The sequence below is a fragment of the uncultured Slackia sp. genome (assembly GCF_934630525.1).
In the GTDB taxonomy this organism is placed as follows: domain Bacteria; phylum Actinomycetota; class Coriobacteriia; order Coriobacteriales; family Eggerthellaceae; genus Slackia.
The window spans coordinates 40,396-65,333 of the sequence record NZ_CAKTVX010000001.1 but is presented as its reverse complement, the minus strand read 5'-3'; the positions used below and the strand labels follow the sequence as shown (position 1 = coordinate 65,333).

General features: G+C 60.0%; 22 protein-coding genes. 3 read left to right on the top strand and 19 right to left on the bottom strand.

Going from position 1 to position 24,938, the window contains the following annotated elements:
* Positions 1-67: 67 nt before the first annotated feature.
* Positions 68-736 (bottom strand): helix-hairpin-helix domain-containing protein, encoded by a 669-nt coding sequence (locus Q0D41_RS00260; protein WP_294373495.1) that lies wholly within the window; start codon positions 734-736, stop codon positions 68-70.
* A gap of 386 nt (positions 737-1,122) precedes the next feature.
* Between Q0D41_RS00260 and Q0D41_RS00255 the strand changes: the two genes are divergently transcribed.
* Positions 1,123-1,761 carry a putative ABC transporter permease gene (locus Q0D41_RS00255; RefSeq protein WP_294373492.1) on the top strand — a complete coding sequence of 213 codons (639 nt, stop codon included), beginning with the start codon at positions 1,123-1,125 and terminating at the stop codon, positions 1,759-1,761.
* A gap of 73 nt (positions 1,762-1,834) precedes the next feature.
* On the opposite strand, the gene Q0D41_RS00250 is transcribed toward Q0D41_RS00255, so the two are convergent.
* From Q0D41_RS00250 to Q0D41_RS00180, 15 genes are all read right to left on the bottom strand, one after another.
* On the bottom strand, positions 1,835-2,509 hold the full coding sequence (locus Q0D41_RS00250) for a TetR/AcrR family transcriptional regulator (protein ID WP_294373489.1): 675 nt from the start codon (positions 2,507-2,509) through the stop codon (positions 1,835-1,837).
* Entirely contained in the window at positions 2,502-6,932 is a 4,431-nt protein-coding gene (locus Q0D41_RS00245) for an acyl-CoA dehydratase activase (protein ID WP_294373488.1), read from the bottom strand. Before Q0D41_RS00245 ends, Q0D41_RS00250 begins: the two co-directional genes overlap by 8 nt.
* Positions 6,933-7,102: 170 nt before the next feature.
* Positions 7,103-8,320, bottom strand: a complete 1,218-nt coding sequence (gene thiI, locus Q0D41_RS00240; protein ID WP_294373485.1) for a tRNA uracil 4-sulfurtransferase ThiI — start codon at positions 8,318-8,320, stop codon at positions 7,103-7,105.
* 120 nt (positions 8,321-8,440) lie between these two features.
* Positions 8,441-8,701 (bottom strand): DNA-directed RNA polymerase subunit omega, encoded by a 261-nt coding sequence (locus tag Q0D41_RS00235; RefSeq protein WP_114614960.1) that lies wholly within the window; start codon positions 8,699-8,701, stop codon positions 8,441-8,443.
* Between the two features lie 3 nt (positions 8,702-8,704).
* Positions 8,705-9,280, bottom strand: a complete 576-nt coding sequence (gmk, locus tag Q0D41_RS00230) for a guanylate kinase (protein WP_114614959.1) — start codon at positions 9,278-9,280, stop codon at positions 8,705-8,707.
* Positions 9,281-9,304: 24 nt separating this feature from the next.
* On the bottom strand, positions 9,305-9,613 hold the full coding sequence (mihF, locus tag Q0D41_RS00225; protein WP_114614958.1) for an integration host factor, actinobacterial type: 309 nt from the start codon (positions 9,611-9,613) through the stop codon (positions 9,305-9,307).
* A 195-nt stretch (positions 9,614-9,808) separates the two neighbouring features.
* Positions 9,809-10,519 carry an orotidine-5'-phosphate decarboxylase gene (gene pyrF / locus Q0D41_RS00220; RefSeq protein WP_294373473.1) on the bottom strand — a complete coding sequence of 237 codons (711 nt, stop codon included), beginning with the start codon at positions 10,517-10,519 and terminating at the stop codon, positions 9,809-9,811.
* Positions 10,513-11,427: a dihydroorotate dehydrogenase gene (locus Q0D41_RS00215; protein WP_294373470.1), complete on the bottom strand. Its 915-nt coding sequence runs from the start codon at positions 11,425-11,427 to the stop codon at positions 10,513-10,515. The genes pyrF and Q0D41_RS00215 overlap by 7 nt, the downstream gene beginning before the upstream one ends.
* Positions 11,427-12,221 (bottom strand): dihydroorotate dehydrogenase electron transfer subunit, encoded by a 795-nt coding sequence (locus Q0D41_RS00210; RefSeq protein WP_294373468.1) that lies wholly within the window; start codon positions 12,219-12,221, stop codon positions 11,427-11,429. The genes Q0D41_RS00215 and Q0D41_RS00210 overlap by 1 nt, the downstream gene beginning before the upstream one ends.
* Positions 12,222-12,327: 106 nt before the next feature.
* Positions 12,328-13,620: a dihydroorotase gene (locus Q0D41_RS00205; RefSeq protein WP_294373466.1), complete on the bottom strand. Its 1,293-nt coding sequence runs from the start codon at positions 13,618-13,620 to the stop codon at positions 12,328-12,330.
* The gene (locus Q0D41_RS00200) at positions 13,620-14,549 is read right to left on the bottom strand and encodes an aspartate carbamoyltransferase catalytic subunit (RefSeq protein WP_294373462.1); all 930 of its coding nucleotides are present in this window, start codon (positions 14,547-14,549) and stop codon (positions 13,620-13,622) included. Before Q0D41_RS00200 ends, Q0D41_RS00205 begins: the two co-directional genes overlap by 1 nt.
* 5 nt (positions 14,550-14,554) lie before the next feature.
* Positions 14,555-15,142, bottom strand: coding sequence for a bifunctional pyr operon transcriptional regulator/uracil phosphoribosyltransferase PyrR (gene pyrR / locus Q0D41_RS00195; RefSeq protein ID WP_294373459.1), 588 nt, complete (start codon positions 15,140-15,142; stop codon positions 14,555-14,557).
* A 507-nt stretch (positions 15,143-15,649) separates the two neighbouring features.
* Positions 15,650-16,117, bottom strand: coding sequence for a DUF2628 domain-containing protein (locus Q0D41_RS00190; protein WP_294373454.1), 468 nt, complete (start codon positions 16,115-16,117; stop codon positions 15,650-15,652).
* A gap of 3 nt (positions 16,118-16,120) precedes the next feature.
* Positions 16,121-16,714: a hydrogenase maturation protease gene (locus Q0D41_RS00185; RefSeq protein ID WP_294373451.1), complete on the bottom strand. Its 594-nt coding sequence runs from the start codon at positions 16,712-16,714 to the stop codon at positions 16,121-16,123.
* A 9-nt stretch (positions 16,715-16,723) separates the two neighbouring features.
* Positions 16,724-17,920, bottom strand: coding sequence for a putative ABC transporter permease (locus Q0D41_RS00180; RefSeq protein WP_294373448.1), 1,197 nt, complete (start codon positions 17,918-17,920; stop codon positions 16,724-16,726).
* Between the two features lie 399 nt (positions 17,921-18,319).
* Between Q0D41_RS00180 and Q0D41_RS00175 the strand changes: the two genes are divergently transcribed.
* Together Q0D41_RS00175 and Q0D41_RS00170 are read left to right on the top strand one after the other, a co-directional pair.
* The gene (locus Q0D41_RS00175; RefSeq protein WP_294373446.1) at positions 18,320-19,465 is read left to right on the top strand and encodes a 5-bromo-4-chloroindolyl phosphate hydrolysis family protein; all 1,146 of its coding nucleotides are present in this window, start codon (positions 18,320-18,322) and stop codon (positions 19,463-19,465) included.
* Positions 19,466-19,504: 39 nt separating this feature from the next.
* Positions 19,505-20,680: a toxic anion resistance protein gene (locus tag Q0D41_RS00170; protein WP_294373444.1), complete on the top strand. Its 1,176-nt coding sequence runs from the start codon at positions 19,505-19,507 to the stop codon at positions 20,678-20,680.
* Positions 20,681-20,778: 98 nt separating this feature from the next.
* On the opposite strand, the gene Q0D41_RS00165 is transcribed toward Q0D41_RS00170, so the two are convergent.
* The 3 genes from Q0D41_RS00165 to Q0D41_RS00155 all read right to left on the bottom strand — a co-directional run bounded on the left by Q0D41_RS00165 (position 20,779) and on the right by Q0D41_RS00155 (position 24,897).
* Entirely contained in the window at positions 20,779-22,338 is a 1,560-nt protein-coding gene (locus Q0D41_RS00165) for a hydantoinase/oxoprolinase family protein (protein WP_294373441.1), read from the bottom strand.
* Between the two features lie 371 nt (positions 22,339-22,709).
* Positions 22,710-23,798 carry a DUF917 domain-containing protein gene (locus Q0D41_RS00160; protein WP_294373437.1) on the bottom strand — a complete coding sequence of 363 codons (1,089 nt, stop codon included), beginning with the start codon at positions 23,796-23,798 and terminating at the stop codon, positions 22,710-22,712.
* Positions 23,791-24,897, bottom strand: a complete 1,107-nt coding sequence (locus Q0D41_RS00155) for a DUF917 domain-containing protein (protein WP_294373433.1) — start codon at positions 24,895-24,897, stop codon at positions 23,791-23,793. The genes Q0D41_RS00160 and Q0D41_RS00155 overlap by 8 nt, the downstream gene beginning before the upstream one ends.
* Positions 24,898-24,938: the final 41 nt, after the last annotated feature.

The following is a 24,938-nucleotide window of genomic DNA, read 5'->3' as shown; positions in this document are numbered from 1 at the left end:
AGCAAAACGGCATTGCTTCCTCGCCCAACGCGCCCCAAAGCCTTCGCGCCATGCGAAATAGCCCGTTTCATACGCAAATCGAATCTTTGAGCTTCGCGAATTTCTTCTCGCCGATGCCATCGACGCGCATAAGGTCTTCGATGCTCGAAAACGGGCCGTTTTGCTCTCGATCGGAAATGATCGCCTGAGCCGTCGCGGAGCCCACGCCGGAAAGCGTCTCAAGCGCCGACGCGTCGGCTGTATTGATGTTCACAAGCGATGTCGCAGCCGCCACACCGCTCGCGCCGCCTGCGGGCCCCTGTGCCAAAGCTGCCTCAACTTCAGCCTTCGTGGGCAGATCGATATGCTCGCCGTCGGAAAGCACCCGCGCCAGGTTAACCGTTGAAGCGTCGGCATCCTCGGCAAGCCCGCCTGCCGCTTCGACGGCATCGCACACGCGCAAGCCCTCATCCAGCGAATACACTCCAGGGTTTGTCACAGCGCCCGTCACGTACACATACACCTGGGCCTTTGCCTCAACCGCTTCGGGCTCGGGCGAGCTTGGCGCAACGGCGTCGCCGGCATGCACCTCAAACGCCGGAGCATGCATGCTGGAAAACGCCGCCCATCCAACCCCCGCAACAATAAGAACCACAAGGGCCACAGCGCCGACTTTCGCCGGCATGCTTGGCATGAGGCGATTGATCGCACGACGCACACCGCCCCGACCGCTCGAAAAAGGTATTTCGCTGCGCATAGCCGCCCCTTACAACAAAGAAGAACCATGCAGGCGAGTATGGCACGCAAACCTTGCCGATTCCTTGCCCCGCCGCTGCCCAACTCGCGCCGTTTTCCTGCCGCTTTCCCGCAGAAAACACGCGAAATCCCTCGCACCTTCACGCAAAACTGCGGCATTTTCCGCGCAAACTCCCGCAGTTTTCCCCCAGAATCCACGCCATTTCCCGCTTCAGAACGCCGATTTGCGCCGCCGTGCCACGCGAGCGCGTGCTTTCCTCAAGTAGCAATTCGGCAACGGAGCCAAGATGTTCCGTTCGTCAGGTGGACGCGCGGGATAATAAGTGGATGCAATTATCGACAACTGCCATACCAGCACGTGAAAAAAGGGCGCACGAGCCCCTTACTTTGTATTACCTCGTATTCGTTTTCGCGGTGTGCAGCATCTTGGGGCTCATCCTCGAAACCGTCGTGAGCTATTTCGTCGATGGCCGCTGGGAAAGCCGCGTCGGATTCGTTTGGGGACCGTTCTCGCCGATTTATGGCGTAGGCGGCGTGCTCATCACGCTCGCGTTGCACCGCTTCGAAAACGCCTCACCGCTTGTCATTTATGCGGTGTCGGCCGCATTCGGCGCGGCGTTCGAATATTTCGCGGCATGGTTTTGGGAAAGCGCCTTCGGCATTGTTGCCTGGAGCTATATCGACCAGCCCTTCAATATAGGCGGGAAAACCTGCCTCGGAATCGCGCTCGTATGGGGGCTTGCAGGCTTTGCATGGGTAAAACTCGCCGCTCCCATGCTGAAAGAGGCTTCGGAGGCGGTTCCGCGCGCCTGGCGCGAACCCCTCGCCTGGGCCCTGCTCATTTTCTTTTTGGCCGATGCCGCCACAACCATGCTCGCCCTCGACTGCTGGATGTACCGCCTGAACGGTCTTGAGCCCGAAGGTGCCCTCCAGCAATTCTTCGCGCAGCATTACGGCGATGGCGCCATGCAGGCGAAATTCGAGACCATGTCGATGTATCCGCAGCTCGCGACCCTTCGCGACTAAACGGCCCAGAACGCGCCGGACAACGCGAACCAAGCAGGCCGCGCAATACCCAAAAGAGCCATCGGCAGTCTCCCTATTTTCGCGAAGAGCCGCAATTGCATCGCGGTTCGCGCGCGCCCGCAACGCACCCTTCCATGCTCAACGCCGCCAGAAGCCTATCGAGCACAACGCCTTGCTCTATTCCCTGCAATGCGCACATATCGCCGAGCGTTCTTCGGGCGTTCCATTTCTGGAATTCGAGCGCCTCTTCCGATGGGAACCCGTCTTCACTTTGCGCCAGCGAGGAATACAGCCCCAAAATGCCGTGCACGTTATAGCGAATAAGCATTTCGACCTGAGGGCTGAGCGCCTCGCCATTGGGGCAGAGCACGGCGCGCCAAATATTCCTGAATATGTCGAACACCACGTTCATCACATGCTCGCCGCCTCCCTGGCGCACGAGCAGCACGGTACGTTCAATATGCCTTTGCATGCTATCGAACGGCATGCGATCGATTTCGCCCGTCGTCATAAGCAGCACTTCATGCACGATGGAATGCTGTTCGAGCAGCTCGCTTTCAATCGCCCTATCAACAAGGGCGTCGACGCTTTTGAAGTGGTAATAGAACGTGCCGCGGTTCACTTCGGCCGCCTGGGCGACGGTTCGCACGGAAACGCACCGCAGCGGCGTAGTTTCGAGCACATGCCAAAACGCATCAAGAATGCGCCGTTCCGCGCATATCTCGGTATCTTTTTTCGGCCTAGCCACGACACTCCCCCTTCGCGCGATTGTCGTTTACCGCCGAGCTGGCGCCCTTGCTGGCATGCGCGCTTATCACGAGCATTTGCAGCCTGTTCTCAATGTTAGCAAAGCTCACGTCGGGATCGTAATCGAGCGGCAAAATGTTCGCATGCGGGTAGCGTTCTTTGAGCTGCTTGACGATGCCGCGCCCCACGACATGGTTGGGCAGGCAGCCGAACGGCTGCAAGATAACGAAAGAGCTGCAGCCATGCTGCGCCTGATGCAAAATCTCGGCGGCGATGAGCACGCCCTCACCGGCATCAAAGGTGTGATGGATGATGGGGTCGCTTGCTTGCACAAGATCGCCCATGCGGCAGGGCGGCTCATAGAGCGGGTGCGCTTTGCCGATGCGGTCGCACACATCATGCGCATGCTCGAAGAGCGTGTTCGCGATGCGATTGAAGGCGACATTCGCAGCAGGCCTGGTCACGTGAAATTCACGAGACTGGGCATCTTGGTAGAAATACGTTTTGCGAATCACGTCGGTCATGCGCGCCTCGATGATCTCGAATCCGTTTCGTTCAAGATACGCCTCAATGTCGCGATTGGCGCCAGGGTGGAAGTTGAGCAGGTACTCACCCACGATGAGCACCGTCGGGCGCGGGTTGCTTCGGTCGTACTTCACGTTGTTCATAAGCGAAATCGCATGCTTGAACCCACGCTTCGCACCAGCCACGCCATGACGCTCAATGCCTTCCATAATCGCGTCGATGCCCGCCTCGAATGCCGCATCGGCGGCGCCCGGCTCAAGCTCATAGGGGCGAATGCGACGCAAAAGCGCCTCGAGCGCGTCGATCATCGGCAAGCCCATGACAATGCGAATCGCACTCGCGAGATTCATGCGAAAGCCCGGGTGGATGTTATGCGCGTCAGCATCATCGTTCGTGATAATGGGAACATGTGCATACCCCGCATCGTCGAGCGCTTTACGCAGCAACGCCGCATAGTGGGTAAGGCGGCAATCGCCGATATATTTTCCCGTGCCAATAGCGACATCGGCATCGTCGTATCGACCGCTTTCAAGCGCGGCGAGCGCCTCGCCAATCACGATTTGCGCCGGGAAGCATATGTCGTTGTGCACGTATCGCTTGCCGAGCTCGATAGCGCGCTCGCGGCCCAAATCGAGCGGAACGGCGCGCACGCCCTGCTTGCAAAACACCGAGCTCATAAGCCTGCAGAACGCGTGCGAAGTATTCGGCACCAGGATGACTTTCTCGCGACGGTCGGCGCGCGTGAACTTCTGCGGGTAAGGGTCGGGCAGCTCATGCGGCGTCGCGGGAGCCGACGCACGCTCGCGGCGAGCATCGACGGTCTCGATGAACGAGCGCACGCGAATGCGCAACGGGCCCGAAGCGTCGCTTTCGTCGGTCTTCAATATGAGCGGCGTTTTCGTGCCGCCCGAGCGCTCGCGCATCAGGCGCGCGATTTCGTCGCTGAGGTAGGCATCGTGCCCGCAACCGAAGCTTACGAGCTGCACGTATTCCAAATTCGGACTTTCGGCGGCAATCATGGCGCTCGCGAGCATGCGCGCGTGGAAGTTGTTCACCACATCGATCAAGCTCGCCGACAGATCGACGTCCTCGATATGCGGCACCGCATCGGGCGGCAAAACCGAAATGCCCAACTTGCAGAACAGCTCAGGAAGGCGATGGTTCACAAGCGGATCGTTGTGATAGGGTCGGCTCGCGAGCACGACCGCGTAGGCGCCCGCCTCGCGCGCGGCGTTAAGAGCGGCACCGCCCCGCTCGACAAGCTCGCGCTTGAAGCGCATCTGAGCACCGTCGGCCATGCGAATAGCCTCGCGCGCCATATCTTCGTCAATACCGAACGTCTCGCGCATATACGCGCACAATTGGCAATCGCGATCGGCCGTCGAGAACCAATGGAACAGCGGCGTGTCGAACGGCACATTCCACGTGCGCGCCGGGTCGTCGCTGCTCTTCACCACCATGGGATAGCCCTTCACCACGGCGCACATCGAAACGCTTGTTTCGGCACGATTCTCGGTTGGCACCGTCGTGATGATGGGCATGAAGATGCGATCGACTCCCATGCGAGCGAGCTGGCGCACGTGGCCATGCACGACCTTCGCAGGGAAGCACACCGTGTCAGACGTGACCGAGGGCAAGCCGTCTTCGTACATGCTCCGCGTGCTCAAGCTCGAGAGCTCCACGTCAAAGCCCAGCGCGCGCAAAAACGTCGTCCAGAACGGCGCAGTGTCCCACAGGGCCAGCACGCGAGGCAGACCCACGGTTATATGGCGCTTCGGGCACAGCGGGCGCGAGGGCCACTCTTTGAACAGAAGGCGCTGGCGCGTCGCAAACAGGTTCACCGGCGTGGCAACCCTTTTGCAAGCCGCTCCCGCAGCATGCGATTCAAGCGCCGATGCGGATATCTCACCGCGCGCGCACCGATTGCCCGTCACAAACGCGCGACCGTCAGAAAACGACACGACCGTGCGTGCGCACCGGTTCGCGCATTTGTCGCAGGGAACGTTGGCTTGCGTCGTGAACGCAAAACCGTCGAGGGCATCAAGCCCAATAAACGAACTTTTCTCCCCCGCGTTGCGATCGCGCGCGATAAGCGCGCAGCCAATGGCGCCCATAAGGCCCGGATACGGCGCGCGCACCACATTGCGCCCCACATACGCCTCAAGCGCGCGCAGCACGGCGTCGTTGGCGAATGTGCCGCCCTGCACCACAATGCAATCGCCAAGCGAGTCGAGGTTCGAGACGCGAATGACTTTCGTGAACACGTTTTCGATAATCGATCGGCACAAGCCCGCCATGATGTCGTCGGGAGTGCGCCCGTTTTTCTGCTCGCTCACAATAGAGCTGTTCATGAACACGGTGCAGCGACTGCCCAAATGCGCGGGATGCTCGCTTCGAAATGCCGCCTTCGCGATGTCGCTCGTTTGGATGCCGAGCGATTGCGCGAAGTTCTCGAGAAACGACCCGCAGCCGCTCGAACAAGCCTCGTTCACCACGATATCGCGCACGATGCCGTCTTCGACCCACATGGCCTTCATGTCTTGACCGCCGATGTCGAGAATGAAGCTCGCATCGGGCACGAACGCGCGCGCGGCACGCGCATGGGCGACCGTCTCGACCGTATGGCAATCGGCCGAAAATGCGCTCGCGAACAAATCTTCTCCGTAGCCAGTCACGCCCACGCCCGCGATATCGATCCGAATGCCCGCCGAAGCGTATCGGTCGCGCAGCGCAATAAGGGCATCGCGGGCAATAGCGAGCGGCTCGCCCTCGTTGGACGCGTAAAAGCTATCAACGACCTCGCCATCGTCGGTGACAAGGGCGAGCTTGGTCGTAGTGCTGCCTGAATCGATGCCAAGCCACACGCGCACAGAGCGATTTGAGTCGCAGAGTTCACGCGCACGAGCAACGCCGCCGCATTCCGCAAGCTTTCCATGGCGCGCCTCGAAATCGGCCTTCTCTTCCGCATTCGCGAACAGCGGCGCATCGGTGGGCTGCGCTTCGAACGAGCTTTCGAGCTCAGAGAGCGCGACGCGGGCATGCTCGATGCAAAGGCTCGCGTCTTCTGCGGCAAACAAGTCGGAAAGCGAGAGCGCGGCGCCTCGCGCGACCATGGTTTCGGGGTGATCGGGAATGAGAGCCTGCTCGTCTGAGAGGCCCAAGCGCTCCTTGAAAACGCCAATAAGACGAGGATTGAACGTGAGCGGCCCGCCCATGAACACGATAGGCGCCCTCACATCGAGCCCCTGGGCCAAACCGCCAAGCGTTTGCTTAGCGATAGCGTGAAACGTTGAAAGCGCCAAATCGCACTTCGAGACGCCATTGTTCAAAAGCGGCTGGATATCGGTTTTGGCATACACGCCGCATCGGCCCGAAATGTCATAGGGGCGCGTGCCCGCCTCAGCGTATTCATTGAATTTCTCAACGGGAATGCTCAGAACCTCGGCAACCTCGTCGATAAACGCGCCCGTGCCGCCGGCGCAGCTGCCATTCATGCGCATGTCGCCGACTTCTTGCGCGCCAGATTCATCGTGGCGGAAGAAGATCATCTTCGCGTCTTGCCCGCCAAGCTCGATAGTGCAATTCGCCTGCGGATACAGCGCGCGAACCGCCGTAGCGCCCGCAACAACCTCTTGAATGAAAGGGGCGCCGATACCGCGCGCGATGTCCTCCGAGCCCGATCCGCACAAAGCGCAGCGAATATGGGCGAAAGGAAAGCGCGCAACGATTTCATCAAGCACCCGCAACGTTGCTTGAATCTGCTGAGAGCCGTGGCGACGATACACGCCAAAAAGCTCTTCGTTCGTATCGGCATCGAGCACGACGGCCTTCACCGTAGTCGATCCGATATCGATTCCAACATGCAAATTCCGGCTTTGCGCCGCAGTCATTTCAGTCATAGGGCCCTTGCGATCCAATTCATTCATGGTTAATTGAACAATGCGTTGATTAAAATACAACACAGTGTTCAATTAAAATGGATGCAAGGGCCAATTCTGCAGGGTATTTATATTTGGTGCCGTTTCGTTATTGTCCATCGGGCAAAACGCATCGCCCCGAATGTGACGAGCTAGTTTTCCTTTGCCTTCTTGCCGAAATACGATTGGGGGCAACGGTAATCGTGCACCTCGAGCGCGTCCATGATTTCATCGGACCACTCGTCGAAAGGCAAATCGGCTTCCGCGTCATATACATCGCGCAGCTTCGCGTGCGTCTCGGGCGCGCGCGGCATAAACAGCGTGCAGCAGTCGGGCGCATCTTGGCTCGAAATCTCGAACGTGCCGAGCTTTTTGGCGTCTTCGATAATCTCGAGCTTGTCGCAGCCGATAAGCGGACGGAAGATCTGCATCTTCACCGAATCGCTCGTCGCGGCAAGGTTATCGAGCGTCTGCGACGCAACCTGGCCCAAGCTCTCGCCCGTGACCAGCGCCTTTGCGCCCTCACGACGCGCAATGCGCTCAGTGATGCGCATCATAAAGCGGCGATAAATGACAATACGCAACGCGGGAGGCACGCGCATGGCGATTTCGCGCTGGTAATCGCCGAAGGGCACCACATACATGCGCGCCACGCCGCCGAATTCCTCAAGCACACGGCAAATATCATCGGACAGATATTCAGACGTCGAAGCTGTTTGGGGGCGACCAGAAAAATGCACTGCGATGCACGTCGCACCGCGGCGAGCCATGCGCCACATGGCAACGGGCGAATCGATGCCCGAAGAAAGCAGGCACACCACTTTGCCAGCCGTACCGACCGGCAAGCCGCCCACGCCGCGCATGGTTTGCGCGTACACATATGCCATGCCCTGCACGACCTCGACATGCACTTCGACGTCGGCGCCCTTCATCTTCACCTTTTTATCGGGGAAAAGCCCGCATAGATGCTCGCCCACGATTTGGTTGATTTGCATAGAATCAATGGGGAAATCGGTATGATTCCTGCGACCGACGACCTTCCACGTGCAGAAATCGCCCGCTTCGCCGAGCGCCTGATGCGCCGCCTCGCAAATATCATCCATATTGCGCTCGCACGCGAAGCCGCAGCTTACGCGGGCAACGCCGGGAACGCGCGCAATAAGCTGCGCAGCCTTCGCAGGAGCGTCGGCGCCCGCAGCCGCATCGTAGACCACGAGCACGCGGCCGGAAATGCGCGTGATTTCATGCACGGGCGCATCTTCGAGCAGCACTTCCAAATTGCGCATAAGGCGCTTCTCGAACGTGGCACGGTTATGGCCTTTCAGGCCAAGCTCATGGTAATGCACGAGCGTGATTCGCTGAAAATGCATCGGAGTCGCTTTCTCTCGTCTCTTGTTGGGCTGGAATGCACAAGGGCATCCCAGGCAAACGAAAGGCCCTCTTCAACGGAAGAGGGCCCGGTGCGCAGGTGCGCTTATGCGCATAAACGCTTAGTGCTCTTTGATATCGATCGTCTCGGGATCGAAGGAAACCTCGCCGCGAGCGATTTCAGCGAAAGCCATGGAAAGCGGCTTCACGTGATTCGCCTTGGCGATTTCGACAGCGCTGGAAAGCTGGATGGCGCGATCGCGCTGGCCACGCATCATGTCGTTGATATCGTGGGCGCGCTTGGACGCCAGAGCGCACAGCAGGAAGCGGTCGTTGTCGGTTTCGTCGAGCAGGACGTCGATTTCAGGGTCGATAATGCTCATTTGCTATTCCTCGCACATCTTAGCTTGGCTCTCGATGTATGCGACCAATTCATCGGTGCATGCTTCGAGATCATCGTTCACGAATTGCTTATCATACTCCATTTTATGCGAAAGCTCCACCTGCGCGTTCTTCATGCGCACGGCAATGCTTTCTTCGGAGTCGGTGCCGCGGCCGCGAAGCCGGCTTTCGAGCACTTCGAGCGACGGAGGCTCGATGAACACGAGGTGGGCCTCGGGAATTTGCTCGCGAATCTGGAAGCCGCCCTGCACGTCAATCTCGAGAAGCACTTGGCCGCCCTTGGCCATGTGTTCCTCGACGCGGGCGCGCGGCGTTCCGTAACGATTCTCGTGGACACGGGCCCACTCGAGAAAACCGCCCGTTTCGACCAGCTGGTCGAACTCGGCATCGTCGACGAAGAAGTAATGCACTCCGTCGATTTCGCCCTCGCGCGGAGAGCGCGTGGTGTCGGAAACCGACAGCCACGCATCGGGCACGCGTTCAAGAACCCTCTTGACCAGCGTGCCCTTGCCCGCGCCAGACGGCCCGGACAAAACAAACAAGTTGCCCTTGCGCTGCATGCCACAGACCTTCTTCAAATCGAATTACGCGAGGCGCTCGAGCAAAGCTGCTTCCTGGCGCTCGCCAAGGCCCTTGAGGCGACGGCTTTCGGCGATCTTGAGTTCGCCCATAATTTTCTCAGCCTTGGCCTTGCCATAACCGGGAAGCGTCTCAATGAGCGTGGAGACCTTCATGCGACCAACGATAGGATCGTCTTTCATAGCGAGAACGTCCTGCAGCGACAGCTTTCCATTTTTGAGGTCGTCACGAACCTGCGCACGCTTAATGCGGGCAGCCTTAGCCTTTTCCAGCGCGGCCTGACGCTCTTCAGCACTCAATTGTGGGATAGCCATACGTTGTTCACTCCTTCAGTAAAAACCCGTCTTCGATGACGGCGATTCGGCATAATAGCATATCAAACCGCTTATTCAAGAATTCGGTTCTGCATTATTCGAATACTGCGCTTTTCTCTATGAAATGGCAACATATTAGGCTCTGACCTGTGCATTTCGTGAATTAAATCGCAAAATGCACAGGTAAACGAGAACTTAGAGCTCGGTGACGATGGCTTCGAACGCTGCGACGGGATCGGCGGCCTGGGTAATGGGGCGGCCTACCACGATATGGGAAGCGCCCGCATCGAATGCGGCCTTCGGGGTCGCGACACGGCTCTGGTCGCCCAAATCAGCGCCCGCGGGACGCACGCCCGGGGTGACGATAAGGGCATCGGGGCCGAGCAACTCGCGAAGCATAGCGGCTTCCTGCGGAGAAGCGACAACGCCCGAAAGGCCCGCCTCTGCTGCACACGAAGCAAGCGTTTTCACCTGATCGGTGAGCTCGCGCGTGACGCCCGTGGCGGCGAGGGTTGCGGCATCCATGCTCGTAAGAACCGTGATGGCCAGCGTCGCGGTGTCGCAGCCGGCGTTGTCGACGGCAGCCTGCGCGGCCTCCATCATGGGAACGCCGCCCACAGCGTGCATGGTGATCATGTCGGCGCCCGCCTCGACGGCCGACGCAGCAGCGCCTGCGACCTGGTGCGGAATATCGTGGCACTTCAGGTCGAGGAACACCTTATAGCCCAGAAGCTTGAAGATTTCGACGATAGCAGGGCCTTCGGAGTAATACAGCGTCATGCCGATTTTGAGCCACTTGGCCTTGCCCTGCAGCGCAACGGCAAGATCGAGCGCCTTGGCACGGGGGCAGTCGAGCGCGACGATAACGCGGTCGGCGCGGGGAATGCTTTCAAATGCTGCTAACATTGCAGCCCTCCAATCAAATCGTTCACGTCTGCGACGCCTTGCTCTTCACAATATGCCTCAATGCCGGCGATAACCTCGTCGACCGCATGGGGATTGGTGAAGTTCGCGGTGCCAACGGCCACGGCGGTAGCGCCGGCGAGCATGAACTCCACCGCATCGGTTGCATTGGAAATGCCGCCCATGCCCAAAATGGGAACTTTCACCGCGTTGTGGCACTGCCACACCATGCGCAAGGCAACAGGCTTCACGGCCGGGCCAGAAAGGCCGCCCACCACGCGGGCAAGCACGGGCTTGCGCGTGCGGGCGTCAATCGCCATGCCCAAAAGCGTGTTGATGAGCGAAATGGCATCGGCACCGGAAGCTTCGGCGGCCTTCGCGATTTCGGCGATATCGGTGACGTTCGGAGTGAGCTTCACGATCATGGGCTTGGTGGCCGCCTCGCGGCATGCGGAAACCACGCGCTCGACGCTGGGCACATGCGTGCCAAACGTAAGGCCGCCGGCGTCGACGTTCGGGCACGAGATGTTGATCTCGTACGCGTCGGCCTGGCCATCCTCTTCAAGCGCCTCGACCACGGAAACGTATTCTTCGAGGCTGTGGCCCGACACGTTCACGATAGCCGGCACGCCCTGGCTCTTAAGCCACGGCAAATCGACTTCGCACAAGTGCTTTACGCCGGGGTTTTGCAAACCGATGGAATTGAGCATACCCGAAGGCGTCTCGGCGATGCGCGGCGAGTCGTTGCCTTCCCAGCCGTTGAGCGAAACGCCCTTGGTGGTAACCGCGCCCATTCCGGCAACGTTCACGAAGTCGGAGTATTCGCGGCCAGCGGCAAACGTGCCGCTGGCATCGGTCACGGGGTTGGCCATAACGAGGCCACCCAAGTTCACCTGCATATTCACGGCCATTACCACACCAGCTCCTTCGCGTTGAACACCGGGCCGTCAACGCATGAGCGGCGCTTGCCCGCCTGCGTTTCAACCACGCACGAAAGGCATGCGCCCACGCCGCACGCCATGCGCTTTTCCATGGAAACCCAGCACGGCACACCCGCCTCTTCGGCGATTGCCGCAACCGCGCGCATGAGCGGAGTGGGGCCGCAGCAATACACTGCGGAATAGCCGCCGCGCGCAAGCTCCTCGCGCACGGGCTCGGTGCAAAAGCCCGCGTGGCCGAGGGAGCCATCGTCGGTGGCCACAATGGGATCGCGGCCCAAAAGGCTCGCGTAGTCGTCACGCGTCACCATCATGCTGGCAGTTTGGGCGCCAAGCACCACTTCGACCTCGCGGCCTTCACGAACGAGCTGCTCGGTGAACATGAACAAAGGCGCGGCACCCACGCCGCCGCCCACGATGAGGCTTTTGCCCTCGCTCGGCTGCCAGCCGTGGCCCAAAGGCGAGATGAGCGAGCATACGGCGCCCGCCTCAACCTCGGTCAAATACGCCGTGCCCTCGCCCACCGTTTGGTAGATGATTTCGACGTTGTCGCCCTTGGCGGCATACACCGAGAACGGACGGCGCAGAATATGCGCGCCGAAGCCCGGCAGCAGCATGTGCACGAACTGGCCGGGACGAATGGCCGCAGCGGTTTTCGGAGCGGCCAGCGTGATTTTATACAGGCGCGGACCCAGGTTCTCGTTCGAGACGACGCATGCGCGCTCCTCAAACGCCGGGGTGCCGTTATGCGCTTCGCATTCACACATGGAAAACCCTTCACTTCATAATACAGATGAGGGCAAAGGCGCATTCGCGCCTTTGCCCGATATATCATACGCGAGCGAGCCACGATTGCGCCCGCGCACATGTTTGCTATTCGACGATAGCGCCGTCGCAAAGCGTTGCTTCGCCACCGACGAACACGTCGGTCGCGCGGCCCTTGAGCGCGCATCCGACGAAGCCGGAATTGTGCGCCTTCGAGCAGAAGTCATCGACGGCCACGGTCCATTCGACGCTCGGGTCGAACACAGTGATGTCGGCGACGCTGCCCTCGGCGATCTTCACCGGCTCCAGGCCGAGAATATCGCGCGGGGCGACGGCCATGAGGTCGACCATGTCGGACAGGTCGATGATGCCCGGCTCAACGAGATTCGTGAGCACCAGGCCGAGGCTCGTCTCGAGGCCCGTCATGCCGAAGGGCGCGAGTTCGAATTCACGAGCCTTCTCCCATGCGGCATGCGGCGCATGGTCGGTGACGATGGCGTCGACCGTGCCATCTTTGATGCCCTCGATAAGAGCGGCGGCATCGGCGGCGGTACGCAGCGGGGGGTTCACCTTCAGGCTGGTTTCATAGGCGTCGGTCAGCGCATCTTCGGTAAGGAAGAGATGATGCGGCGTAACCTCGCAGGTCACAGGCAGGCCGGCTTCCTTGGCCTTGCGAACCATCTCGAGGCCCTTGGCCGTGGTGATGTGCTGGATGTGCAACGGGCAGCCCGTGAGCTCGCACAGCTGGATGTCGCGAGCGATTTCGAGCTCCTCGCCCGCAGCCGGCCAGCCGAGCATGCCGAGGCGCGTGGAAACGACACCCTCGTTGACCTGGCCGTCGCCGACAAGGCCGTTATCTTGGCAGTGTGCCATGAAAACCTTGCCGAACATCTTGCCGTAATCCATGGCGCGGCGCATCATGCCGGCGTCCTGCACGCCCTTGCCGTCATCGGTGAAGGCAACGGCGCCGTGGGCAACCATGTCGCCCATCTCGGCGATGATCTCGCCCTTCAGGCCGTGGGTGATGGCGCCCGACGGGTACACGCGACACTTGCCAACCTCGGCAGCGCGGCTCTTCACGTATTCGATGACCGCGCCATCGTCGGCGACGGGATCGGTGTTGGGCATGGAGCAAACGCCCGTGAAGCCGCCATGGGCAGCCGCGCGCGTGCCGCTCGCGATGTCTTCCTTGAACTCATAGCCGGGCTCGCGCAGATGCACATGCATGTCGATAAGACCGGGCACGAGCACCTTGCCCGTAAGGTCTTTCACCTCGGCGCCTTCGGCGGCAATGCCCTCGCCCACCTGGGCGATTTTGCCATCTTCGACCAACACGTCGCACACGCAGTCGAGCTCAACCTGGGGATCGATAACGCGGGCGTTCTTAAGCAGCATTGCCATTATTCGGCACCTCCCAAAAGCAGATACAGCACGGCCATGCGCACGCAGATGCCCGCATAGACCTGTTCGAGAATGACCGAGCGCTCGGGGTGGTCGGCCATGTAGCTGTCGAATTCCACGCCGCGGTTGATGGGACCCGGGTGGCACACGATGGCGTCGGGGCGCATGAGGTGCTCGCGCTTCTTCGTGAGGCCGAACAGCTCATGGTATTCGCGAAGGCTCGGGAACGGCGCACCCTCGAGGCGTTCGCGCTGGATGCGCAGCATGTACACCACATCGAGCTCGGGCAAAACGTCGTCGAGGTACGGCGTCACATGGTCGGCGCCCAGCATCTCGGGGCATGCCGGCATGAGCGTAGCGGGACCGACGACGGTGACTTCGGCACCCATGATTTTCAGTGCGGGAATGAGAGAACCGCACACGCGAGAGTGTCCGATGTCGCCCACGATGCCGACCTTCAGGCCGTTGAAGTCGTGCTTATGCTCCCAGATGGTGTACAGGTCGAGCAGCGCCTGCGTAGGATGCTGGTGCTTGCCGTCGCCCGCGTCAACGACGCTTGCCGGCGTATGCTCGGAAATGATACGCGGCGCGCCCGCATGCTTGTCGCGGACGATGATCATGTCGATCTTGTACGCATTGAGCGTTTCCACCGTGTCGATGAGGCTCTCACCCTTCACGGAGCTCGTGGAGGAGCCGCCGAAATTCAGGCTGTCGCAAGAAAGGCGCTTCTCGGCCAGCTCGAACGACGAGCGCGTACGCGTGGAAGGCTCGTTGAACATGTTCACGACCGTAAGGCCCTTGAGCGTGGGGACCTTCTTGATCTTGCGCTGATTGACCTCGGACAGCGTTTTGGCCGTCTCGAGAATCGTCATGATGTCGGTATCGGAATACTCATTGATGTCGATGAGATGCTTGTGTTCGAAAGCCATACGACTTATTCACCCCCCAGCGGCGCCGCATGCGCGCGGTCGCCCGGCTTCATATCCAGAATTTCAACCGCAGACGTTCCGTCGACCTCTTCGAGGAACAGGCGGACGTTCTCGTCGCGCGACGAGGGCACGTTTTTGCCCACGTAATCGGCGCGGATGGGAAGCTCGCGATGGCCACGGTCGACGAGCACCGCAAGTTGAATGGAAGCGGGACGGCCCAAATCCATGAGGGCGTCGAGCGCGGCGCGAATGGTGCGGCCGGTGTAGAGCACGTCATCGACGAGGACGACGGTTTTGCCGTCGAGCGAGAATGGGATGTGCGTGCTGTGCACTTCGGGGGAAAGGTAGGTCAGGAAGTCGTCGCGATAGAAGCTGATGTCCAAGCTTCCCAAGGGCGGCTGCTCACCTTCGATTTCGGCGATCTTGTCGGCCAAGCGCTTGGCCAAAACGTCGCCGCGGGTGACGATGCCCACGAGCACGATTTCATGCGCGCCGTGGTTCGCCTCCAGAATTTGGTGCGCGATGCGCGTGAGCGATCGCTCGATCTCGGATTCGTCCATCACGATCGATTTCACCTGGTAGGCGTCTTTCATACACACTCTCCTCTCTTTGACTGAGTGCGTACAGCTGACCCGTGCTGCCGGCCCACCAGGGCAAAAAAAATGCCTTGGCCAGGGCTGGCTAAGGCTTCCGTGGGCACCATTATGTTCACGATCGGTGCCTATCGCGTGCCTTGCCGGTCTCTCTGTACCGTCTTAAAGGACGCTTGTCAGTATACACACCCGTCCGCGCTCACGTAACCCCCTGGCGCGAATTTACGGAAAATGGTGGCGAGCGGCACATGCGAGAATCGGCTTTCAAGCATCGCTCGATTCGAGATGGTTCCGTCTGGCATGGGCCCGCGCGGAAACCCTCTGCGTTCAAGCTCGTTCTTCTTTCAAAGTTGAACGCAGCGAGGTGAGCGCATAGTGAGCCGAAGGCGAACGGTAGCGAACCGTGGTTCCGCGCGGGCCCATGCCAGGCGGAACCACGGACGAGAATAGCTCCAAGCGAAGTTGCTTTAAAAAGCCACGACGCGCAGTCGGAGAGAGGCGCGGCCCCTACCCCAGCAAGCCTGCGAGTTTCGGGTTCATGAACAGGTTGTAGTACGTCGCGAGGGCAATGGCGATAAGCCCCACGACAATGCTCGCAACCGCCCAGATTTTTTGACGCTTCAGATAGGTTTCCTTCGATACCCCCATGCTCAAAGCTCGATGGAGCGCGAACGGCTGCGATACGATGGAAAACGCCACCGTTCCCGCCGTGAGCATAGCGAATACCAAAATGCCCAGAGCAATGGCCACGGGCGTATGGAAGGCAATGGCGTTCACGAAGCAGGTGTCGGCCACGATCCACAGCGGATAGAAGATGATGGTCGCCCACATGCCATGCGCCGCTCCCCAGATGGGCGGCATGAACAGCGCGCCAATGTTCACGCGCGGCACGCCCTGCAAAAGGCGCTCTTCGGCAGCATATTGCTCTTCCGTGATGACCGGCGCGCTCTGCACCGTCTCGTTGCGTTTGCTCACAATCTATTCCTTACGGGTCGAAAATCCAAAATCGGCAGGCTTCGCAGGCTCGATCGCCTCGATGGCGTCGACACGCTCGGCGTCGCTTGGCGAAGGCGGCACAAAGGGAGTGCCGTCGGCGTTGCGGAACTGCACGCCCAGGCGCACAAGCTCAGCAAGCACCGAATCGACAAGCAGGGGCAAAGCCGCATGAACCTGAGGCGTGAGGCCCTCGATAAAGCTCGCAGGGCTCATATTCTTCACCTGAATGCCGAAGCACACGCCATCGGCCTCGTGGCCCATAAGCGATGCAGACGCGAGCAAATCGGACAGGCGCATGTCGTGCAGCGACTGCATGACGCCGTGGCCCGCAATATCGCCCGGAGCGAAACGGAACACCGTGCCAGGCTGCTCGCCCGTTCCATCTACCGCGTCGACGACGATGACGAAATCGGCTTTGCACACATGCGGCAGCAAGTCCATAGTCATGCACCCCGCATCGTAGAGCGCGACATCGCCGCCGAAGCAATAGCCCGCCTCAAGCGCGTCGTACACCGCCGGCCCCACACCGTCGTCGAGCATAAGGCGATTGCCAATGCAGAGAATCGCGATTTTCATCAATGCCTCCTACTGACCGAGTTCCACGGGCGTCACACGCGTCGAGCGGCTCGGGTCGATAGTCATGCTCTGGAAGCGGTCGGCCATGAAATCGTTGCCGTAGTACTCCTCGAAGAATCGCTCCATGGCATTCACCGGCTCCATTCCAGCCTCGCGCTGATACCAGCAGTCGAATGCGAGCATGGTCATAACGGCATTGACGAGCATGAGCGCAGCGCACACCGAGGTAAGGCCGTATCGCCATTTCCAAGGAATCGCATTCACGATCTTGAGCATGCGCGGCAAAAGCAGCTTGATCCACACGCAGCCCAAAACGCCCCACATGGCCATGAACATGCCATTGGTTCGACCGTCGATAGAGAGGAACGTGCCCGTGTAATCCCAGGCCATGATGCCGAATGCGAACTGGAAGAACCAGCTCACCAAATACTCGAACGCGCCGCCGATAACGGCGCTCACCAAGAAAATCACCAGGAAATTGGCCTTGTGGAAGCGGTTGAGCGCAATGGTCATGAGCACCGCCCCAATGCCGTAGATCGGCGAAAACGGCCCATACAGAAGGCCCGCGCGGTCTTGGTAGACGCCTGGCTCAACGACGGCCATGTGGTAGATAACCTCGATAATCAAGCCGAGCACGCAGCAAACCACGAAAATCCAGAACAAGTTGAAGAAGTTCAACTCGATATAGCCCTTGCCCGTTTCGTCGCGGCCGAGGGTTCCGTCTTCGGCGCGCTCGCGCGTCTCAAGGTCTGCCAGCTTGCGCTGAAGGCGACGCTCTTCCGAAAGAGAGGGGTCGATATACGACAACAGGGCGACAAGGAACACCAAATGCAGCACTTCGTAGAGGCCTGGGCCATGTAAGCCCGAAAGCATGACCTCGCACACCATGACGGCGACGTTGATTGCCACGAGGATTTCGGCCGCAATGCGCGCGCCGCGACGGCGGTCGCGAAGCATGCGCACGCCCAAAACAATAGACATAACCGCGCCAACGCCCGTAAGCGCAATTTGGATTATGGCGATAACAAGCGTCGTCGTGTCGATCGGCGTTCCGGCATCGCTGGTAAGCGACGGCAGGTAAAATCCCAGAATCGCCGCAATCGGAATCGAGATTACCGACAGCGCGATGAGCGCAACCGCATATATCTTAAGCAGCAGCGGGAGTTTCTTTTTTGGAGGCGTCGCAAGCGAAGTCGATACGGTCATATACCTTGGGCCCTTCCCAATCTTTCGAACATGCACAGCAGTGTTCCTATAATAACCATGCGCAGCGCGTCAAAAGCACGCAGGCACCCGTTCTTCGCTCAAAAGCCAAGTTGCCCAGGCGAAGGCCACGCATCAGAAACGCTGCGCGTCGCATGGCGCAATTGGCAACAGGGGCAACGCACCGGCCGAGCCGCGCAGCCCACGCGAAATCGCAAAAGCGAGAACGCATCGGAACTTGCATGGCTCGATTAGATCACCGCGCAGCGCGCAGCGCCAGTTTGGTTACGGCACCGTCACGCCCCGCGAAGTTGGTTACGCCGCCGTTACCTTCTTGCGATAGAATCGGCGTAAGAAACAAGCACGAACACGGACGCGTTACTCGCTTTCAGAGAGGCAGCTATGGCTTCTTCCAAAAACATCGGCGACCAGATTTTCAATGCGGTGCAAAACGCCGTGGACTCGCAGGATTTCAGCAATCTTCAGTCAACCATCGAGAAAAGCATCGGCATCGCCGCCGAGGGAATCGCGCGCGGCCTAAGTTCTGCGTCGGATGGCATTCGACGGGGCCAGGAACAATATGCCCTTGCACAGGCCAAGAAGCGTCACGAAGAACAGATGGCGGCGATTTACGCGAACCCCAGCGGGCAACGCAGCGTTGGCATCGCGCTCGTCGGATGGGGCGTCGTTTTGGGCGTGCCGGGCCTCGCTGGAACGGTTTTCACGATTGGCGCGGGCTCGATTCTCGTGGGAGGCATTCTTGCGGCGGCGACGGTCGCAGGCGGCGCCCTGTTCGCGATGGGCATCAAGCGCCTGAACCTCGTGAACCGTTTCGAGCGCTACCGCGATGCCATTGGCCTGCGCGATTTCTGCTATCTCGACGAAATCGCGGCCAGCACCGCCGACACGACCGAAAACGTGCGCCAAAACGTGAAGGCGATGCTCTCGCACGGGCTTTTCAAGCAAGCGGCGCTCGGCGACGGTGAAAACTTCTTGGCGCTCACCAACGACGCCTATCAGCAGTATCGCCAGGCGCGCGGCAAGGCGCTCGAAAAGAAGCAGCAGCAAGCACTCACGCAAAGCGAGCATTCGCAGCTTGACGCCGAAACGCAAGCCTTGCTCGCACGCGGAAATGCCTATATCGCGCAAATCCGCGAGAGCAACAAGGCCATCCCAAACCCGGAAATCAGCAAGAAGATCGACCAGATCGAGCACGTGGTGCGCACGATTTTCGATCGCGCGGCCGAGCGGCCCGAAGTCATCGACGACCTCGACCATTTGATGGATTACTACCTGCCCACCACGGTCAAGCTTCTTGATGCCTACCGCGACTTGGACGCGCAGCCCATCCAAAGCGAAACCATCTCGCAGTCGAAACGCGAAATCGAAGGCGCGCTCGACAGCCTGAACGTCGCGTTCGAGAAGCTGCTCGATTCGGTATTCCGCGATATGGCAATCGACGTTTCCTCAGACATTTCGGTGCTGCATACCGTGCTTGCACAGGAAGGCCTGGTGGAAAGCCCATTCGATAAGCAAAAGAGCGAATAGTCCCCCTGGGACGCGCGAGTCTCAAAGAAAGGCATAACCATGACCGACGTCAAAACCGAAACCCCCACCGTCGAGCTCACGCTCGCGCCGACGCTCGATGCCGCGCCGGTGCCCACGCTCGCCAACGCGAACGGCGACGCCCTGGCCCCCGCGAGCGACGCCGCCGAAGTGCCTGCGAAGCTCGACGACAGCATGCTGACCGAAGAAGAGAAGAAGATGGTCGAAAGCTTCTCGCAGCAGATCAACGTACGCGACACCGCAATGGTCCTGCAGTACGGCGCCGGCGCCCAAAAGAAAATGGCCGATTTCAGCGACACCGCGCTTGAAAGCGTGCGCACGAAAGATTTGGGCGAGGTCGGAGGCCTTCTTACCGACGCCGTGACCGAACTGCGCAGCTTCGATGCGACCGAGGAAAAGGGCCTGTTCGGCTTCTTCAAGAAAAGCGCCAACAAAATCGAATCGCTGCGCGCCCGCTACGACAAAGCCGAGGCTAATGTCGACAAAATCGTGAAGGCGCTGCAAGGCCACCAAATGACCCTCATGAAAGACGCCGCCACGCTCGACAAGATGTACGAGCTCAACCTCACCTACTTCAAAGAGCTCACCATGTACATTCTTGCCGGCAAGAAAAAACTCGCCGAAGTACGCGAAGTCGAGCTGAAGGAGCTTGTAGACAAGGCGAAAGCCACGGGTCGCGCCGAAGACGCGCAGGCCGCGCAAGACCTCGATGCCATGTGTACGCGCTTCGAGAAGAAGCTTTCCGACCTCGACCTGACGCGTACCATCGCCATGCAAACCGCGCCGCAGATCCGCCTCGTGCAGAACAACGAAATCACGCTGGTCGAGAAAATCCAAACCACCATCGTGAATACCATTCCGCTGTGGAAGAGCCAAATGGTTCTGGCGCTCGGCATAGCGAATTCCGAAGAAGCCGTGCGCGCGCAAACCGCCGTCACCAACATGACGAACGATTTGCTGAAGAAGAATTCCGAGATGCTGCACTCCTCCACCGTCGAAGTGGCGAAGGAATCGGAACGCGGCATCGTCGACATTGAAACGCTGAAGCAGACCAACGAGACGCTCATCAAGACGTTCGACGAGGTTCTGCAAATTCAAGCCGAAGGCCGCCAGAAGCGCGCCGAAGCCGAAGTGGAGATGCGCCGCATCGAGGCCGACCTCAAGCAGAAGATGCTCGAGATTCCGCAACTTCCTTAAGCAAACCCCCGCCGAACGCTTTTCGCGCATTCGCATCGCACGAAAAAGGCGCCGCCCCTCTCGCAGGGACGGCGCCTTTGCTTTTAACGGCTTGCGATTTAGAGAGCTGCGCTCAAATCGCCCGCAGCCTTCACCTTCACGCGGTTGGTGTGGCCGGGGTAATACTGCAGCGGAACGTCTTCGGAATCGATGATTTCGACGGTTTCGCGCACAGCGCCCGCCTCGACAGCAGCCTCGATTGCGGCAGCACGAGCAGCCTCGAGCGCCTGGTCGCGAGGAGTCTCGTCATAATCGATGAGCGCCTCATAGGTGCCGCTCACCTTCGAGATGGCGGAACCGATCGCGTTCGCGCATCCCGAGAACTCGGGCTTCACGCAGGTCGCGGTACCAGCGAGGTCGGTCGGTAGAATGATGCAGCCACCGCCCACCAGAATGGCGTCGATGTCGTCGTTGGACACCTTCATCATGTCGATGCCCTCTTCGACCATCTCGCGCATGGCGGCCATGGCCTTCTTGGCAAACTCCTCGTCGATATGCGCGACCTTGCTCGCATCGCCCACTTCGGCCATGCCAAGGCGCACCGCGATGTCGGTTGCAGTAAGAGTGTCGCCGCCGAACACGAGGGCTTTCTTGGTGATTTCGTAACCCACGGAATCGGGGCCGACGGTCACGCTGCCATCTTCGTGCTCGCGAACGATGGAGCCGCCGCCCAAACCGATGGAAATGACGTCGGGCATGCGGAAGTTGGTGCGCACGCCGCCGATGGTCACGGCAACGCCGCTCTCGCGCGGGAAGCCGGCCTGCAGAACGCCCAAGTCGGTGGTGGTGCCGCCCACGTCAATGACGATGGCGTCGTCCATGCGGCTCAGGTAGCTTGCGCCGCGAATGGAGTTCGTGGGGCCGCATGCGATGGTGAGAATCGGGTAACGGCGAGCGTGATCGATGGTCATGAGCGTGCCGTCGTTCTGAGACAGATACACGTCGGCCTCGGTAATGCCACGCTCGGCCAAGCTCTTCGCAAAGCCCTCGGTGAAGCGCTCAGCAACCAGGTGGAGCGCCGCGTTCAAGATGGTGGCGTTCTCGCGCTCGACCAGGCCCATAGAGCCGATCTCGCTCGAGATGGAAATGCGCACATCGTCGCCGAGCACCTCGCGGGCGATGGCGGCAGCAGCCAGCTCATCATCGTTGCGCACGCCAGCGAACACGCAGCTAATGGCGACAGAGTCGACCTTGCCCTTCACGCCCTCGAAGAAGGCGCGGCACGCAGCCTCGTCGAAATCGGCCAAACGCTTGCCGTCGAATTCGAAGCCGCCGCCAATAATGGCAGTATCAACGGCAACCGCGGAAATATCGTCGGACCAGTCAACCATGGGAGGAATGCCCACGGAAGCAGGCGCGCCAATACGCAGAATGGCGATGGGAGCCAAGCCCTTGCGCTCGACGATGGCGTTGGTGCACTGCGTGGTGCCAAGCATAGCCTGCTTAATGAGTTTGCGATCGATGTTCGCCTGGGCGAGCACGGCGTCAACTGCGCCCATGATGCCCTCGTAGATATCGCCCGAGGTGGGGTTCTTCACCGCGGCGACGACCTTCAGGTTCTCGTCGATCAAAACGGCGTCGGTGTTGGTGCCGCCGACATCAATGCCAAGTTTGTACATATCTCCTCAACTTTCTTCAAGTTGCAGTTCTTCTTACCGCTCAGCCGGCTTCGCAGCCGAACCGAGCTCAAAACACGGAGCTCCTACCGCTCGCTTCGCTCGCTATGCGTCGCTCCTCGCATTCTCAGCATTAGAAAAAGAAGTTTGAGAAATGCGAAGTTTTGTTCTCGGCTCGGCTGCGAGGCCGGCCCGCATAACGCATTGGGCTAGCAGCTCCCGCACGCGGAGGCGTTGGCGAAATTTCGTTTTCCTCATTCTTACTTTATAAAAAACTGGAAAAAACGAGGCGCAACGCATAGCGAGCAAAGCGAGCGATAGGCGCGCCGCATTTCGCAGACGCCTCCGCGCGCGGGAGCTGCGGGCGAGATTCGCTACCCCTTACATCTCTCTTCGACAGGGACGTAATCGGTATTGAGGCCGAAATAGCGCGGTCCCACCAATTCGATGCCCTTCTCGGTGCGCCACAGGTGGTAGCACGGAAGGCCAACGACCAGCACGCGCTTGCCGTACTTCAACGCGTCGGTGGGCACGGGCGTGAACGTTTCGGTGTCGACCAGGCAAATGAGGTCGGGGGTCGTGGCGAGAATTTCGCCGTTCACCGTCGCGCACAGGTTCTCGTTCTGGAAATCGACTTCCGCATGACCGCCCTTGTCTTCGCCGATGCCCTCAAGCACGACCTTGCCGAAGTTGAATCCGCCGCGGGTCTCGCGCAGCACGTCGGCGATCTTGCCCTTGAACAGGCGGAAACCGCCGGTGTAGTCGAAGAAGTATTCCTCGGGCGTCATATTCTCGGGGCAGTTCTTGATGCCGCGAATCGCACGACCCAGTTCCTGGCTGCGCGTGACAATGCCGCGCACACCGAACTCGCGCACCTGCGAAGCCGTCATGACATACTCGGTCGACACCACGCTGCCGCCGCATGCGGTGCAGCCGGCGCGGCAAATGTTCTCGACCCACTTGTTGTTGATGGTCTCCATAAGGCCCATGTTGCCCTTCTCGTCGATGAAGAGCATGGGGCTTGCCGACACGCCGCCAATGGTGAACGTGACCATTTGGATTTCGGGGAACGCGCGGCCCATGCCGTCGACGTCGACCATAGGAAGGCCCAAGCGCGCTGCCGCGGCGATGGGCAGCATGGAATTCACGCCACCGGCCTCGATGGGCATGATGGCCGTGATTTTCTTGCCGTAGTAGGAACCCACCATATCGATGAGCTTGGTGAACTCGTTGGAACCCACGCCCTTCTCGGTGAGAATCGTCGGGGCGCCCACGCTTGCCACGGGCACGACGATATCGTCGTCGGAAAGCTCGTCGACATCGATAAGCGACACCTCGCCGCATTCCTTTACAGCGCCAATGGCGAGCAGCTTGCCAATATAGGGGTCGCCGCCGCCGCCCGCGCCCAAAAGCGCTGCGCCCAAAGCGATGTCTTCGATATCGGAAATGCCGATCTTACGCATGGCTCTCCTCCTTCGAAAACTCGGCGTAACGCTCCTCGATAGGGCGATACTCGACGTCTTTCAAGCCGAACCATGCGGGACCGGCGAGCTCAAGGCCGCGAGGCGTACGCCATGCAGCGTCGCACGGCAGGCCCACGACGAGGGCGCGCTTGCCGTATTTCAGGTTCTCGGTGGTAATGGGCACGAACGTCTCGGAGTCGACCAGGCAAATGAGGTCGGGCACCGTAGCCACGATTTCGCCATCGACTTCTGCGTAGATGTTCTCGTTCTGGAACTCGACCACGGCTTTCTTGCCCTTGTCTTCGCCGATGCCCTCAAGCGTCACGCGGCCGAAGTTGAAGCCGTCGCGCGTTTCGCGCAGCACGTCGGTGATTTTGCCCTTGAAGAAGCGGAAGGCTCCGCTTTCGCCGAGGAAGAACTGCTCGGGGTTGTCGGCGTCGGTCGCCGTGCGAATGATGCGACCGAGCTTTTGCGCGTAATCGACCGTGCCAACGACGACGCTCGTCTTCATCTTCTCGCCGCTCATGGGCGATGCGAGCGTGGTCACCTGGCCGCCGCATGCGGTGGTGATTTCGCGGCCGATTTCCTCGGTCCAGTCGTTGTTGATGGTCGTGAGCACCGTGCAGTTGCCCTTTTCATCGGCAATGATGAAGGGGTTGGTGGACACGCCGTTCAGCGTGAACGTGTCTTGCTGAATGCCCGGGAACGCGCGACCCATGCCGTCAGCGTTAATGAGCGGCAGGCCCGCTCGAGCGGCGGCGGAAATAGGCACCATGGAGTTCATGCCGCCCGCTTCGGAAAGCAAAAACGCATCGAGCTTGCGGCCAAGCATGCGCTCCATCATGGCGCGAACCTTGGGATACTCGATTCCGTTCGTGCCTTTCTCGAGCGACACGCTCGGAGCGCCGACGCCACAAATAGGCGCGACGGTCCAGGTATCGGGCACTTCGTCAATGTCAAGCAGCTCGACGGGGCCATACTTCTTCACGGCTGCGATGGCCTCCAAGCGACCCATGTACGGATCGCCGCCGCCACCCGAACCCAAAAGCGATGAGCCAAGCGCGATGTCGTCGATATCTTCGATTCCGATTTTCCTCACGCGAGCCCCCCTTCCTTGTTCAGCCCCGCCACACGCGGCAG